Genomic DNA, 14,550 nt, shown 5'->3' on the forward strand with positions numbered 1-14,550 from the left:
ACGCGCTAGCCGCCCGAGGCCGTCCCCGAGGGATGGATTCGCGCCGACTCTTCCGGCGCGAGCCGGCCGGGATCCAGTTCGTGCCAGCCGATGTCGGATCGCGAATGGGCGCCGTCGAATCGGATCCGGGCCGCGGCCGCGCGGCTGCGCCGCGCCGCTTCTTCGAGCGTCCCGCCGAACCCGGTGATCCCGAGCACACGCCCTCCGGCCGTGACCAGCCGCCCCTCCTTCATCGCGGTCCCGGCATGAAACACCCTCACCTCGCCGGGGTCGAAGGCCGGAATCTCGATCGGCCGCCCGGAATCCGCGCTTTCCGGATATCCGGCGCTCGCCAGCACGGTGACGAGCGCGTGCCCGGGAGCGGCTTCGGGGCGCCAGCCGGCGAGCGAATCGCCGTGCGCGACCCGGAGCATCGGCTCGAGCAGGTTCGAACTCGTGAGCGGGAGTACGACCTGCGTCTCCGGGTCTCCCATCCGACAGTTGAACTCGACGACGCGCGGACCCGTGGCGGTCAGCATGAGCCCGGCGTACAGGAAGCCCCGATAGGGAGAGCCCGACTCCGCCATCGCCTCGAGCACGGGTTGCGCGATCTCGCGCCGCACCTCGTCGACGAAATCGGGATTGGCGGGAGCCGCGGGGGAGTACGCCCCCATGCCGCCTGTGTTCGGGCCGCGGTCTCCCTCCCCGACCCGCTTGTAGTCCCGGGACGTGAGCAGCGGGACGGCGCGCTCCCCGTCCGCCACGAAGAACACGGACAGTTCCACGCCGCGCATGAACTCCTCGATCACGACCCGGCCGCCCGCGTCCCCGAACTTGCGGTCGACCATCATCTCCTCGATCGCCGTACGGGCTTCACCGCGCGTTTCGCAGACGATGGCGCCCTTGCCGGCCGCCAGGCCGGAAGCTTTCACCACGAGGGGTTCCTCGTGGCCCGCGACGTAATCCAGCGCCGCCGCGGCCTCGTCGAACGTCTCGTGATCCGCCGTCGGCACGCCGCAGTCGCGCATCAGTCGCTTGGCGAACGCCTTGGAAGCTTCGAGGCGGGCCCCCGCCCGGTCGGGACCGAACACGGGCAGACCGGCCTCGGCGAAACGGTCGGCGATGCCCGCCGCGAGAGGGGCTTCGGGGCCGACGACGGTGAGGTCGATGCGACGCGCCGCCGCGAAGTCGAGCAGGCCTCGGATATCTGCGGCCTGGATATCGACGAGTTCCGCCTTGCCGAGCATGCCCGGGTTGCCGGGGGCCGCGTAGATCGTGGCGTTCGGCGCGTCGCGGCGCAGGCAGTCCGCGAAGGCGTGCTCCCGGCCGCCGCTTCCGATGATGAGGAGGTTCACGACTAGTCTTCCGAGCGTCCCCTGAAGGCGCCGGTCAGCCGGTCCCGCAGTCGATCCACCGCGGCGTCGACCTCGTCGAAGAGGTCGCGCGCGCCCTCCTGATAGCCCTTCGCCGCCTCGCGAAGGTCCTCGCGATACGGGCGGTCGTCCTGCTCGTCCCGGTGCTGGTATTCGCCCGCCAGGATGCGGTCGTACGCGCCGCTCTCGATCCAGTCGCGCAGTTCGGCCACGCGGATGACGGCGAACGGATGGGTCTGGCCGAGCACGTTGAGCACCTTGTAGACGGCGTCGAGGAGATCGCCGCCGGCCCGGTACTCGTCGGACTGTGCAATGAACTCGTCGAGGTCGAGGGAGACGCCCCGCCCGCCGCCCGCAAGCTGCATCAGCGCGGACATCGCGACCTGCGGGTTCTGGACCGCGAGGAGCCCGGCGCGGTCCGATGAGAGTTCGCTCTTCCGGTACCACTCCATGAGGCCCATGTAGATCGGTAGAAGCGCAAGGCCGGCGAACGAATAGCGGAGAGCGACCAGGTTGAGCACCAGGATCAGCATGGTCCGGTAGAGCACATGCCCGGATACGATGTGTCCGACTTCGTGGCCGAGGACGGCCTCGACCTCGTCCTCGGACAGGATCTCGAGCATCGAGGAATTGAGGACGATGAACGGCTCGCCGAAGCCCACCGCTCCCGCGTTCACCAGGTGTGTCTGCGAGATGTAGCATTCCGGCGGGTTCTCTACGTCGAGTACTTCGCACACCCGCGCCAGGCGCGCGTGAACCCACGCGTACTGCCGCTCGGACGTGCGCACGGCGTTGGCCTTGAACGCTAGCCGGATCGCGCGCTCGCCGAACAGAGCGAAGATCTTGCGCAGGAGGAGATCGAACCCGGGGATCTTGCGCAGCGTATTCAGCGCCGCCCGGTCCGCCGGGTGCTCCCACGAGACCGCAGCGATCTGTGCGAGGATCCGCCTCTGGTGTTCGTCGCCTGCCGCCATCAATCACCCCCTGCGCGTCAAATCGCGCTCATGTGAGCCGGCCGATTCGCGGGGCCGGCTTCCGCGCTTCCGGCTCTACGTCCGGCCCCGATTCCCTGTTTCAACCGTCGGGACTTCCGAAGCCCCGCCGCTCAGAGACGGGCCAGGGCCTGCTCGATGTCCTCCGCCAGATCGTCACCGTCCTCCACGCCCACCGACAGTCGGACGAGTCCCGGCCCCAGTCCGATCTCCAGCTTCTTTTCCTCCGGCACCGAAGCGTGGGTCATCGAAGAGGGGACGCATACCAGGCTCTCGACCCCGCCGAGACTCTCGGCCAGTTGGAACACCTGCGTGAGGCCGGCGAAGCGGTTGGCCCGTTCCTCCGTCCCCAGGTCGAAGCTCACCATGGAGCCGAAGTCGCGCATCTGACGTCTGGCGAGGGCGTGCTGCGGATGGCTCTCGAGGCCCGGATAGCGGACGGATTCGACTTCGTCGTGCCCCTGGAGGACGTCGACGACCCGTCGGGCGTTCCGGCAGTGGGCCGGCATGCGCAGGTGCAGCGTCTTCGTGCCGCGGAGGACGAGCCAGCAGTCGAAGGGGCCCGGGACAGCCCCGCTCGTCTTCTGCTGAAAGTGAAACCCTTCGGCGAGCTCGCCGGAGTTCGTGAGCAGCGCGCCGCCGATCATGTCGCTGTGGCCGTTGAGGAACTTCGTCGTCGAGTGCATCACGACATCCGCGCCTTCGTCGAGCGGGCGCTGGAGAAAAGGCGTCGCAAACGTGTTGTCGACGGACAGTACGGCCTCCGCCTCGCGGGCGATCGCGGCGCACGCCGCGATATCCGTGATCGTCATCGTCGGGTTGCTCGGCGTTTCGACATGGATGAGGCGCGTCTCCGGGCGGATCGCGGCGCGAACCTGATCGAGATCTCCCGTGTTCACGAAATCGAAGTCGACCCCGAACCGCTCCCACACGTGGCGCAGCATGCGATCCACGCCCCCGTAGACGTCCGCGCCGCAGATGAGGTGGTCGCCCGCGTTGAGCACCGCCTTGACGATCGCCTCCGTCGCGGCGAGACCCGAGGAGAATGCCGCGCCGTACCGCCCGTTCTCGAGCGCGGCCAGATTTCCCTGAAGGGCTTCGCGCGTGGGGTTCCTGACCCTCGCGTAGTCATAGCCCTCGCGCGGCGCGCCAACGGCATCCTGGACGTATGTGGATGTCTGGAAGATCGGCGTCATGATCGCCCCGGTCGTGGGATCGGGGCGCTGCCCGGCGTGGATGGCCCGGGTTCCGAACCGTCGGGCGGCTGGGTCCACGTCTTCATCTCCGGCTCGGGTAGAGGCAGACGACGCGTGGTACGACGCATCGCGGGTCGAGTGCGCAAGGTATTCCCGCCGTGCGGGGAGGGCGACCGGAGCCGCCGCCGCAAGCCGCGCGGACGCCCAACCATTAACATCCCGCGTCCATCTCACGGTCTGTGGAGAACAGCGTGTCAAGGTCACTCATCGTTTCTGCTTCGGGCATTCGCGGAATCGTCGGACGCGGGCTCACGCCCGAGGTCGCGGTTCGCTACGGCGCCGCCTTTGCCACCCACATCGCCGCCGGGGCTCGCCGCCGGGGGCATGTCCTGATCGGCCGCGACAGCCGCGTCTCCGGGTCCGTGCTGCTCGATGCGGTGTCCGCGGGGGTCCGGGCCGTCGGGCTGGATGTATGCGACCTGGGGATCGTGGCGACGCCGACGGGCCTTCTCGCCGTCGAGGAGGATGAGGCCGCCGTGGGCGGACTTCTCGTTACGGCCTCCCACAACCCCGCCCCCTGGAACGGGTTCAAGCTGGTGGCGCGCGAGGGGCGGTTTCTCTCGCCGGCCGCCGGACGGGACGTCCAGCGAAGGTTCGAAGGGGAGATCGAATACGCGGGGTCTGCGCGCATGGGAGAAAGAAGCGCGCGGGAAGGCGCCGGCCGCGCCCATGTCGAGCGGATTCTGTCGCTGCCGATCATTGACCGCGAACTCATCGCGTCGAACGCGTTCCACGTCGCACTCGATTGTGTGCGCGGCGCCGGGGCGCCGATCATGCTCCCGCTGCTCGAGAGTCTCGGCTGCCGGGTGAGCGGTCTCGATCTGGAACCCGACGGCCGTTTCCCGCGCCCCCCCGAGCCTCTGGTGGAGAATCTCGGAAGGCTCTCCGAACGCGTGACGGAAGTCGGCGCGGATGTCGGCTTCGCCGTGGACCCCGATGTCGACCGCCTCGCCCTGGTGGACGAGAACGGGCGTCCCGTGGGCGAGGACTGGACCCTCGCGCTGGCCGTCGAACTCGTGGCGGCGCGGGAGCCCGCGCCGGTCGTGACCAACCTCTCCGCCAGCCGCCTGATTCAGGACGCGGCGGATCGCGTCGGCGTACCGCTGCTCCGCACGCCGGTCGCGGAAGCCAACGTCGTCGCCCGCATGCTCGAGGTGGGGAGTTCGATCGGCGGAGAGGGAAACGGCGGCGTGATCTACGGAGGACTGCACCTCACGCGGGACGCCCCGCTGGCCGCCGCCCTGATCCTCCAGTTTCTCGCGGAGAGCCGTTCCACGCTCGGCGCCGTCGTCGACGAGCGGGCTTCGTACCGGATCGTGAAGCGCACGATCTCCCGGGAGGGACTGGGCGTGGAGGAGGCGCTGGCCGCGATCGCGGCCGCGGCCCCGTCCGGAGCGGAGCTGGACCGGCAGGACGGGATCCGGCTCGAGTGGCCGGATGGATCGTGGATCCACGCCAGGCCGTCGGGGACCGAGCCGATCTTCCGCATTATGGCGGAGGCGCCCCGCGAAGCGCTGGCGGACGAACGCGCGGACTGGGTCGACGCCCTGGTGCGGCGCGCCGTCTGATCGCGGAATGTGCGGCATCGTCGGCTACGTCGGGACATCGGAGGCGATCCCCCTTCTTCTGAACGGGCTTCGCCGCCTCGAGTACCGCGGGTACGACTCGGCGGGCCTCGCCGTCCACACCGGTTCCGGGCTCGATCTCCACAAGTGCGCGGGCCGCATCGACGATCTGGCGGACCGGCTCATCGACGTCCCGCTGTCCGGAAAGGCCGGAATCGCTCACACCCGCTGGGCGACACACGGCGCGCCCACCCGCGCGAACGCCCATCCGTTGACGGACTGCCGGGGCGAGGTAGGGCTGGTCCACAACGGCGTGATCGAGAACTGCGACGCACTGCGGACGAAGCTCTCCGAACTTGGCCACCGCTTCACGTCGGAGACCGATACCGAGGTCGTCGCGCACCTGATCGAGGAAGCGTTCGAGGGGAACCTCGAGCGCGCCGTCGCCGCCTCGCTGACCCAGGTGGAAGGCACGCTCGGGCTGGCCGTCATGAGCGCGCACGACCCGGCGCGGATCGTCGTCGCGCGCCGCGGCGCCCCTCTGCTGCTCGGTCTCGGGGAGAAGGAGGAAGAAGGGACCTGGGTGGCTTCGGACGTGGCCGCGGTTCTCGAACACACCCGTAACATCGTGTATCTCGAGGACGACGAGATGGCCGTCCTCACCTCTTCCGGGCACCGGACCGTCGATCTCGGGAGAAAACGCGGCCACGTCGGCTGGGAGCCCGTTCCGAAGGAAGTCAGCCGCGTCGACTGGGACCTGGAGAAGATCGAAAAGGCGGGATACCCGCACTTCATGCTCCGCGAGATTCACGAACAGCCGCACACCGTGCGCGATGCGATGCGGGGCCGACTGCTGGCGGAGGAAGGCACGGCTCGGCTGGGCGGACTCGACGAGTTCCGCCCGGACATCGACGCGGCCGAGCGCATCGTCCTCACCGGGTGCGGGACGAGCTGGCATGCGGCGCTCGTCGGGGAGTACCTCATCGAGTCACTCGCGCGCCTTCCGGTCGAGGTCGAATACGCCTCCGAGTTCCGATACCGGAACCCGATCATCGCTCCGGGGACCCTGGTGGGCGGCATCTCCCAGTCGGGGGAGACCGCGGACACGCTCGCGGCCGTGCGCGAAGCCGGACGGCTCGGGGCCCCCACCTTTGGAATCGTCAACGTTGTGGGCTCGACGATCGCGCGGGAGACGCGCGCCGGAATCTACACGCACGCCGGTCCGGAGATCGGCGTCGCGTCCACGAAGGCCTTCCTGGCGCAAGTCGTTTCCCTCGCGCTCCTCGGCCTCATGATCGCGCGGCGCCGCGGGATGAGCCGCGAGGAAGGCCGCGGCTTCGTGCGCGCCCTGGACGGGCTTCCCGCCCTCATCGAAGAGGTTCTGGCAACGGAGGACCACATCCGGCAGGTGGCGGAGGAGTTCACGCCCGCGCGCAACTTCCTCTATCTGGGGCGGGGCCCGGACTTCCCGATCGCCCTCGAGGGGGCGCTCAAGTTGAAGGAGATCTCCTACATCCATGCCGAGGGTTACCCGGCAGCCGAGATGAAGCATGGGCCGATCGCGCTCATCGACGAGGACATGCCCGTCGTCTTCGTGGCTCCGCGCGGCGCCGTCTACTCGAAGGTGCTCGTGAACATCGAGGAAGTGAAAACGCGCGGCGGCCGCGTCATCGCGCTCGTGACCCGCCGGGACACCGATCTCGCCGGCAAGGTGGATCACCTGATCCCGGTGCCCGCGACGCTGCCTCTCTTGCAACCGATCGTCAACGTCGTTCCGCTGCAGCTTCTCGCCTACCATATCGCGGTCCTGCGGGGCTGCGACGTGGATCGTCCGCGGAACCTCGCGAAGACCGTGACGGTCGAGTAGCCCTGCGGACGCCGGAACCCCGCCACCGCGCGGAGTGAAGGGGTTACAGCGGGAAAGAGCCGGTGGTATGTTTGGGCGTCGCGTCCGCCGCCGGGCCGTGCCCACAAGGCTGGCCGCCCGGTTGCGCGTTCCACCGGGATCGGGATTGGAAGGGGATGCCAAGCGCCTACCTCCAGGGGATGAAGGATCAGGTCGCACGATACGCCGGCACGTTGCGTGACGTCGTCATCCTCGCGCCCGTCTACGGTTTGTTGATGTTCACCCTCATGAAGGACCCGCGCCTGACTCGGCAGCAGCGGATTCTGGTGGATGCGGCCATCGCCTACCTCGTGAGCCCGGATGATGTGATCCCGGAAGATGAGGTCGGGCCGTACGGTTTTCTGGATGATGTTTTCTGCTGTGCGTACGTGACGCACCGGATCGGAGAGGAGCTTGGCTGGGATGTGGTGGAGGAGCACTGGACCGGCGAGCGATCGGCGCTCGAGGTCTCGAACAACCTGCTCGCCCGCGAGCGGGAACTGCTCGGTGGGGCAGGCGATGACGTCCTCGAATTCGCGGGACTCCTCGACCGGCGGTCGGACGCTGAAGCGGAACGCCCCCAACTCGTCCTCACGGCGGCCGGCCGGTAGCGCGGGCGGTCGACCGCGGATCACTGCGGCGCTGGCCGTACTCGCCGGATTCCTCGGCGCGGAGTCGGTTGACGCCCAGTATCGCCTGACGGCCCCTTCGGGCAGCGTCGTGGAGTTCGAGGCCGACCTCCTCCTCCGCTTCCGGGATCATTCCGACTCCCTCATGACCGATCTCGTGGAGGATCCTCTCGTTCTCTACTTCCCGTCGTTCGGACGGGACCTCGACGAATCGGAGGCGCGGGACGCCTGGCCATGGAACGCGGTGGAAGTCGTGACGGATTCGAGCGCCGCGCTCGTGATGCCGGGGAATCTGAGGGAGGCCGGCCGGGCGTACGAGAGTTACGCGGTCCTGCGAATGCACGCCGTGCGTCAGGATCCCGACGTGGCCTGCGAGGTGCTCTTCTCACGGGAAGTCGAGGCCGTCGACGGGTTCATCGACGGATGGATCGCGGCGCGCCTCCTCTTCGGCGGGCCCGCGTACGAGCCGCTCGACGAACTCGCTTTCGCGCGGGAGGCCGGCGTCCTCGCGGGACTCATCCTCGACCGGTCGGACCGCCAACTGGGTGGTTGTCTGCAGGTCTCCCGCGAACGTCTCGCGGAGGAAATCGCCGCCTACCGTGCCTGGCGAACGGAACGCTACCTCTCTCCAGGTGGGCGATGAGTCTCCGGCTCTACGACTCCCTTACGCGGCGGCTCCGCGCGTTCAAGACCGTCGAAGCGGGCCGGGTGCGGATGTACAACTGCGGTCCCACGGTGTACGACCGCGCGCATATCGGGAACTTCCGCGCCTTCACGTGGGAAGACCTGCTTCGCCGCTACCTCCGCTTCAAGGGCTATGACGTCTGCCAGGTCATGAACCTGACGGATGTCGACGATCGGACGATCGCGGCGGCCTCCGCCCGGGGCGTGCCGCTGGCCGACGTCACCGATCCCGTGATCGAGATGTTCCTCGAGGACTGGGACACGCTGGGGCTCGAGGAACCGGAGCATCGGCCACGGGCGACCCGCTTCGTCGACGGGATGATCCGGCTCGTCGAAGCGCTCTCCGAGCGGGGACTCACCTACGAGAGCGAGGGTTCCGTGTACTTCGCGATCGGGCGTTCCCCCGAATACGGGCGGTTGGCGGGGATCGACGCCAAGGGACTCACGGCCGCCGGCAGGGCCGCGGGGGATGAGGAGTACGACAAGGATGACCCGAGAGATTTCGTCCTCTGGAAGGGCGGCGACCGAGATGCCGATGGAGCCGTGGCGGTGTGGGATTCTCCGTGGGGGCCGGGTCGGCCGGGCTGGCACCTCGAGTGCTCGGCGATGGCGATGCACCACCTGGGCGAAACGCTGGACATCCATACCGGAGGGGTCGACAACCTCTTCCCGCATCACACCAACGAGATCGCCCAGTCGGAAGGAGTGACGGGGAAGAAGTTCTCGGAGTTCTGGCTCCACGCCGAGCACCTGCTCGTGGAAGGCCGGAAGATGTCGAAGTCGCTCGGCAACTGCTTTACGATCCCGGAACTGGTCGACCGCGGACACGCGCCCTCCGCGATCCGGTATCTGCTGCTCAGCGGACATTACCGGGCCCAGCTGAACTTCACCTTCGACGGCCTGGAAGCCGCGGCGAAGGCCGTAACCCGCCTGTACGAGTTCAGGGACCGCGTACGCGCGGCCGGCGAGGCGGAGACCGATGCGTCGGCCGATCTCGAAGACGCCGCGACGCGAGCGCGCGCTGCGTTCGAGGCGGCGATGGACGACGATCTGAACGTGAGTGAAGCGCTTTCGGCGGTATTCGGGCTCGTTCGGGAGGCGAATCACCTGCTCGACCGCGTCCATCCTCGAGCCCCGGCGGGCGCGGAGACCGCCCTTGCCGTGATCGACGCGTTCGATCGCGTCTTCGGGGTGCTGGCCGTGCGGGGCCGCGAGTCATCCGGTGGCGATGACGAGCTCGTCGCGTGGGCCACGGCTCGCATCGGGGAACGTGAGCGCGCCCGTAAGAACCGGGACTTCGCGCGCGCCGACGCGATTCGCGCCGAACTCGAGGCCCGTGGCGTGATCGTGGAGGATCTGGCGGAGTTCACTCGCCTACGGATGGGGGGTCGCACGATCCAGGTGCCGCGCCCCCTCGGGGCGGCAAGATGAGGCGATGGCGCCCACGAACGGCAGCCGGATCGGGTGCCCGAAACCACCTTGACGGTCGGCCCCGCATGCCCCTATGTTAGAACGCTATTGTGCGGAAGGGTCGCTGGCGTAGCTCAACCGGTAGAGCGTCGGATTTGTAATCCGGAGGTTGTGGGTTCGAGCCCCACCGCCAGCTCGGTCGAGTCGGACGAACAGCCGCCCCGAAGCGGCGAACCCTGGAACTCATCGATCGGGCGTCGATCGGGCGCCAGGTACCGGCGGTGGGGTACCGAAGCGGCCAAACGGGGCAGACTGTAAATCTGCTGGCTTATGCCTTCGGAGGTTCGAATCCTCCCCCCACCACCTTCATGAGACCACTGACGAAACAAAGGGCGTAGCCCGCGCGCGAGCAAGAGGAGCGTCCGTCGCGGAGCCACTCCGCCGAACCCGTAGTCCGAGAGGAGAACGAGGGGCGATGGCGAAGGAAAAGTTCGAGCGAACGAAGCCGCATGTGAACGTGGGCACGATCGGTCACGTGGACCACGGGAAGACGACGCTGACGGCGGCGATCACGCAGGTGCAGGCTCAGAAGGGATACGGGGAGTACGTGGCGTTCGACCAGATCGACAAGGCTCCTGAGGAGCGTGAGCGCGGGATCACGATCGCGACGGCGCACGTGGAGTACGAGTCGGAGGGGCGTCATTACGCGCACGTGGACTGTCCGGGGCACGCGGACTACGTGAAGAACATGATCACGGGCGCGGCTCAGATGGACGGAGCGATCGTGGTGGTGTCGGCGGCGGACGGGCCGATGCCGCAGACGCGGGAGCACATTTTGTTGGCCCGCCAGGTGAACGTGCCGTACATCGTGGTGTTTTTGAACAAGGTGGACCAGGTCGACGACGAGGAGTTGCTGGACCTGGTGGAGCTGGAGGTTCGGGAGCTGTTGAGCGAGTACGAGTTTCCGGGCGATGACGTGCCGGTGGTACGGGGCTCTGCGCTCCATGCGTTGGAGAGCGGGGATCCGTCGGCTTCGGAGACGGCGTGCATCGGGGAGCTGATGGAGGCGCTGGACAGCTACATCCCGGTTCCGGAGCGTGCGACGGACAAGCCGTTCTTGATGCCTGTGGAGGACGTGTTCACGATCACGGGCCGGGGGACGGTGGTGACGGGTCGGATCGAGCGGGGGGTGGTGAAGACGGGCGAGGGCGTGGAGTTGGTGGGCCTGGGCTCGGAGAAGAAGACGGTGGTGACGGGTGTGGAGATGTTCCGGAAGATCCTGGACGAGGGCCAGGCGGGAGACAACGCGGGGCTTCTGCTGCGCGGGGTGGCGAAGACGGAGGTGGAGCGCGGGATGGTGGTCGCGCACCCTCAGTCGATCACGCCTCACCGGAAGTTTTCGGCGGAGGTGTACGTGCTGACGAAGAACGAGGGGGGACGGCATACGCCGTTCTTCAACGGATACCGTCCCCAGTTCTACTTCCGGACGACGGACGTGACGGGCTCGGCGGAGCTGCCCGAAGGGGTGGAGATGGTGATGCCGGGGGACAATGTGAATATGGCGGTGGAGCTGATCGCGCCGATCGCGATGGAGGAGAACCTCCGGTTCGCGATCCGCGAGGGAGGCCGGACGGTGGGCGCCGGGGTCGTCACCGCCATCCACGACTAGGAAACACAAATGAGGGTTCGGATTACGCTCGAATGTACGGAGTGCAAAGAGCGCAACTATTCGACGACGAAGAATCGGCGGACCCATCCGCAGCGGGCCGAACAGAAGAAGTACTGTCGCCGCTGTAACGGACACACAATGCACAAAGAAACACGATAAGGGGTTCGATTGGCCGGCATCGTCAGAAGAACCCAGGAGTTCGCGGAGCAGGTACAGGTCGAGATGCGTCGGGTCACGTGGCCCGACAAGGATCAGTTGCGCGGCGCAACGATCGGCATCCTGATCTTCGTCTTCATCATGGCCATCGTCATCGGGGCCATGGATTCGGTCTTCGCGGCGGCGGTGCGTTTCATCGTCCGGTCGTTCGGTGGTTGAGTCCGCGGGCGCGGGAGCCGCGCAGACCGGCCTTCCCGAGGACGCGCTGCGCTGGTACGCGCTGCAGACGTACTCGGGTCACGAGAAGAAGGTGAAGACGCTGCTGGAGCAGAAGATCCAGGAGTATGGGGATGAGCCTCCGATTCGCGAGGTCATCGTCCCCACGCAGGAGGTCGTCGAGATCAAGGGAGGGAAGCGCGTCAAGTCGACGAAGCGGCTCTACCCGGGCTACGTGCTGATTCAGATGCTGCTGGACCAGAACACGATGTACGTCGTGAACAACGTCCCCGGCGTCATCAAGTTCGTGGGGAGCGGGAAAGATCCCCAGCCGCTCAAGACCGAGGAGATGAACAAGATCCTCGGCATTGCGGATGAACTCGAGCAGGCGGGCCCGGAAACGGAGATCCCCTTCCGGCCGGGACAGGTCGTGGAAGTCATGGAAGGACCGTTCAGCGATTTCAGCGGAACGGTGGAAGAAGTGTTTGCGGAGAAGGGCAAGGTGCGCGTGCAGGTGAGCCTGTTCGGGCGCCCGACCTCGGTTGAACTGGACTACACGCAGCTGCAGGGGTTCTGATGCCGCCGACGAAACAGGTTACCGGATTCATCAAGCTGCAGATTCCGGGGGGGCAGGCGAATCCGGCCCCGCCCGTGGGTCCTGCCCTGGGCCAGCACGGCCTCAACATCATGGACTTCTGCAAGGCGTTCAACGCGCAGACGCAGCAGGAAGCCGGCACGATCATCCCCGTCGAGATCACGGTCTACAAGGACCGGACATTCAGCTTCATCACCAAGACGCCACCGGCGGTGGAGTTGCTCAAGAAGGAACTCGGTCTCGAGTCGGGCTCTCCGGTTCCGAACCGCGAGAAGGTCGGCAAGGTCACCGACGACCAGCTGCGCAGGATCGCCAGGATCAAGATGAAGGATCTCAACGCGGCCGATGAAGAGGCTGCGATGCGGATGATCGCGGGCACCGCACGATCCATGGGGATCGAGCGGGCCGACTGATCGGGAGAGATCGGGAAACATGCCGAAACGCGGCAAGAAATACCGCTCGGCCGTAGAGGCCGCTCCGTCGAACGGCGCCCTTGCGCCGCGCGAGGCGCTTGAGCGTGTGCGGAAAACGGCGTTCGCAAACTTCGACGAGACGGTCGAGGCCGCCGTGCGCCTCGGCGTGGACCCCCGCAAGGCGGACCAGATCGTGCGCGGCACGGTCATCCTGCCTGCAGGCACGGGACGCAAGGTGCGCGTGCTCGCCCTCGTGAAGGCGGACCGGGCGGCCGAGGCGACCGAGGCCGGCGCGGACTACGTGGGCACCGACTACATCGAGCAGATTCAGGAGGGTTGGCTCGATTTCGACGTGGCGATCGCGACGCCGGATCTTATGAAGGATGTTGCCAGGCTGGGCCGGATACTCGGCCCGCGTGGCCTCATGCCCACGCCGAAGGCCGGCACGGTCACCATGGACGTGAGTCGGGCCGTTCGCGAATCGAAGGCGGGCAAGATCGAATTCCGGGTGGACCGTACCGGCAACGTGCATGCGCCGATCGGAAAAGTGAGCTTCGAACTCGACCAGCTGAGCGAGAATCTCGATGCGCTCATGGACGAGATCGTGCGGTTGAAGCCCGCCGCGTCGAAGGGCCGGTATGTGAAGAGCGTGACCGTGACCAGCACGATGGGTCTCGGTGTTTCCGTCGACGAGGACCTGTACCGATAGATCCATGAGACTCGAAGAAAAGCAGCGCGTCACGCAGGAACTCACTGCGCAGATCGAAGAGAGCGGGACGATCTACCTGACCGACTTCACCGGTTTGAACGTGAAGGCGATCACGGATTTCCGAACGCGACTCCGAGACGAGGGCCTCAGCTATCGGGTCGTGAAGAACACCCTCATGAAGCGGGCGCTCGAGGATCTGGATCTCCCGGATCTGAGCGCTCACCTCGAGGGTCCGACGGGGCTCATCCTCAGCGACGCCGACCCGGTCGCGCCGGCCAGGGTGCTGAAGGAATTCGCGAAAGCGAACGAGGACCGGCCGGTGGTGAAGGTCGGCGTCATCAATCGGGTGGAAACGTCGCCGGAGGAAGTGAGGCGCATCGCCGATCTTCCCGCGCGCGAGGTTCTGCTCGGCAGCATCGCGGGCGGGCTCACGGCGAGCGTCGGCGGCATCGCCGGCGCGCTGAATGCGCTCTTCCGCGACATCGCAGACATGATCGAACAGGTCGGAAGGAAGAACGAGTCCGCCTGAGGTGGGGCGCATGCCCGTGACGTGCGGGCGTGCGGAATGCATACAGGATCCAGGGAACGGAAGAACATGTCCAAAATCGACGATCTTCTGCAGCAGATCGGCTCGCTGACGGTGCTCGAAGCCGCCGAGCTGAAAGACAAGATGGAGGAAACCTTCGGCGTGTCGGCCGCTGCGCCTGTCGCCGTCGCCGCCGCTCCCGGTGGCGGAGGGGACGCCGCCGAGGAGGAGCAGACGGAGTTCGATGTCGTCCTCACGGCGGTGGGCAGCAAGAAGATCCAGGTGATCAAAGTCGTGCGCGAAGTGACGAGCCTGGGTCTCAAGGAGGCGAAAGCCGTCGTCGACAACGCCCCCGGACCCGTCAAGGAAGGCGTGTCCAAGGAGGAGGCGGAGGAGATCAAGGCCAAGCTCGAAGAGCAGGGCGCCACGGCGGATCTCAAGTAGCCACGCTGAAGAGCGTGGCAGGCCCCGGCGTCGATCATCCGATCGGTCC

Annotated in this window: 16 protein-coding genes and 2 tRNA genes; 15 read left to right on the forward strand and 3 right to left on the reverse strand. The window is 67.1% G+C overall.

The annotated features are described in order from the left end of the window. Positions 1–5: 5 nt before the first annotated feature. The 3 genes from purD to RN901_RS04835 all read right to left on the reverse strand — a co-directional run bounded on the left by purD (position 6) and on the right by RN901_RS04835 (position 3,618). A complete protein-coding gene (purD, locus tag RN901_RS04825; RefSeq protein ID WP_310756518.1) occupies positions 6–1,334 on the reverse strand; it encodes a phosphoribosylamine--glycine ligase in 1,329 nt (442 codons plus the stop codon). A gap of 2 nt (positions 1,335–1,336) precedes the next feature. Then, the gene (locus tag RN901_RS04830; protein WP_310756520.1) at positions 1,337–2,326 is read right to left on the reverse strand and encodes a M48 family metallopeptidase; all 990 of its coding nucleotides are present in this window, start codon (positions 2,324–2,326) and stop codon (positions 1,337–1,339) included. Positions 2,327–2,457: 131 nt separating this feature from the next. Further along, a complete protein-coding gene (locus RN901_RS04835; protein ID WP_310756522.1) occupies positions 2,458–3,618 on the reverse strand; it encodes a cystathionine gamma-synthase in 1,161 nt (386 codons plus the stop codon). 173 nt (positions 3,619–3,791) lie between these two features. Between RN901_RS04835 and RN901_RS04840 the strand changes: the two genes are divergently transcribed. The 15 genes from RN901_RS04840 to rplL all read left to right on the forward strand — a co-directional run bounded on the left by RN901_RS04840 (position 3,792) and on the right by rplL (position 14,501). After that, a complete protein-coding gene (locus RN901_RS04840; protein ID WP_310756523.1) occupies positions 3,792–5,168 on the forward strand; it encodes a hypothetical protein in 1,377 nt (458 codons plus the stop codon). A gap of 7 nt (positions 5,169–5,175) precedes the next feature. Continuing rightward, on the forward strand, positions 5,176–7,032 hold the full coding sequence (gene glmS / locus RN901_RS04845) for a glutamine--fructose-6-phosphate transaminase (isomerizing) (protein WP_310756525.1): 1,857 nt from the start codon (positions 5,176–5,178) through the stop codon (positions 7,030–7,032). A gap of 155 nt (positions 7,033–7,187) precedes the next feature. Continuing rightward, a complete protein-coding gene (locus tag RN901_RS04850; protein ID WP_310756527.1) occupies positions 7,188–7,661 on the forward strand; it encodes a DUF1232 domain-containing protein in 474 nt (157 codons plus the stop codon). 109 nt (positions 7,662–7,770) lie between these two features. Beyond that, entirely contained in the window at positions 7,771–8,322 is a 552-nt protein-coding gene (locus tag RN901_RS04855) for a hypothetical protein (protein ID WP_310756529.1), read from the forward strand. Further along, positions 8,319–9,794: a cysteine--tRNA ligase gene (gene cysS, locus RN901_RS04860; RefSeq protein ID WP_310756531.1), complete on the forward strand. Its 1,476-nt coding sequence runs from the start codon at positions 8,319–8,321 to the stop codon at positions 9,792–9,794. The genes RN901_RS04855 and cysS overlap by 4 nt, the downstream gene beginning before the upstream one ends. Before the next feature lie 102 nt (positions 9,795–9,896). After that, positions 9,897–9,969, forward strand: a tRNA-Thr gene (locus tag RN901_RS04865). A gap of 84 nt (positions 9,970–10,053) precedes the next feature. After that, a tRNA-Tyr gene (locus RN901_RS04870) sits at positions 10,054–10,136 on the forward strand. Positions 10,137–10,248: 112 nt separating this feature from the next. Beyond that, complete coding sequence (gene tuf, locus RN901_RS04875; protein ID WP_310756533.1) at positions 10,249–11,442, forward strand: elongation factor Tu; 1,194 nt, start codon at positions 10,249–10,251, stop codon at positions 11,440–11,442. A gap of 9 nt (positions 11,443–11,451) precedes the next feature. Next, a complete protein-coding gene (gene rpmG, locus RN901_RS04880) occupies positions 11,452–11,601 on the forward strand; it encodes a 50S ribosomal protein L33 (protein ID WP_310756534.1) in 150 nt (49 codons plus the stop codon). A 9-nt stretch (positions 11,602–11,610) separates the two neighbouring features. Beyond that, entirely contained in the window at positions 11,611–11,817 is a 207-nt protein-coding gene (secE, locus tag RN901_RS04885) for a preprotein translocase subunit SecE (RefSeq protein ID WP_310756536.1), read from the forward strand. After that, positions 11,810–12,391, forward strand: coding sequence for a transcription termination/antitermination protein NusG (nusG, locus tag RN901_RS04890; RefSeq protein WP_310756538.1), 582 nt, complete (start codon positions 11,810–11,812; stop codon positions 12,389–12,391). Before secE ends, nusG begins: the two co-directional genes overlap by 8 nt. Beyond that, a complete protein-coding gene (gene rplK / locus RN901_RS04895; RefSeq protein ID WP_310756540.1) occupies positions 12,391–12,822 on the forward strand; it encodes a 50S ribosomal protein L11 in 432 nt (143 codons plus the stop codon). The genes nusG and rplK overlap by 1 nt, the downstream gene beginning before the upstream one ends. Before the next feature lie 19 nt (positions 12,823–12,841). Next, positions 12,842–13,531 carry a 50S ribosomal protein L1 gene (gene rplA / locus RN901_RS04900; RefSeq protein WP_310756542.1) on the forward strand — a complete coding sequence of 230 codons (690 nt, stop codon included), beginning with the start codon at positions 12,842–12,844 and terminating at the stop codon, positions 13,529–13,531. Positions 13,532–13,535: 4 nt separating this feature from the next. Beyond that, positions 13,536–14,060 (forward strand): 50S ribosomal protein L10, encoded by a 525-nt coding sequence (rplJ, locus tag RN901_RS04905; RefSeq protein WP_310756544.1) that lies wholly within the window; start codon positions 13,536–13,538, stop codon positions 14,058–14,060. Between the two features lie 66 nt (positions 14,061–14,126). Beyond that, positions 14,127–14,501 carry a 50S ribosomal protein L7/L12 gene (rplL, locus tag RN901_RS04910; RefSeq protein WP_310756546.1) on the forward strand — a complete coding sequence of 125 codons (375 nt, stop codon included), beginning with the start codon at positions 14,127–14,129 and terminating at the stop codon, positions 14,499–14,501. Positions 14,502–14,550: the final 49 nt, after the last annotated feature.

The sequence above is a fragment of the Candidatus Palauibacter soopunensis genome, assembly GCF_947581735.1.
Classification (GTDB): domain Bacteria; phylum Gemmatimonadota; class Gemmatimonadetes; order Palauibacterales; family Palauibacteraceae; genus Palauibacter; species Palauibacter soopunensis.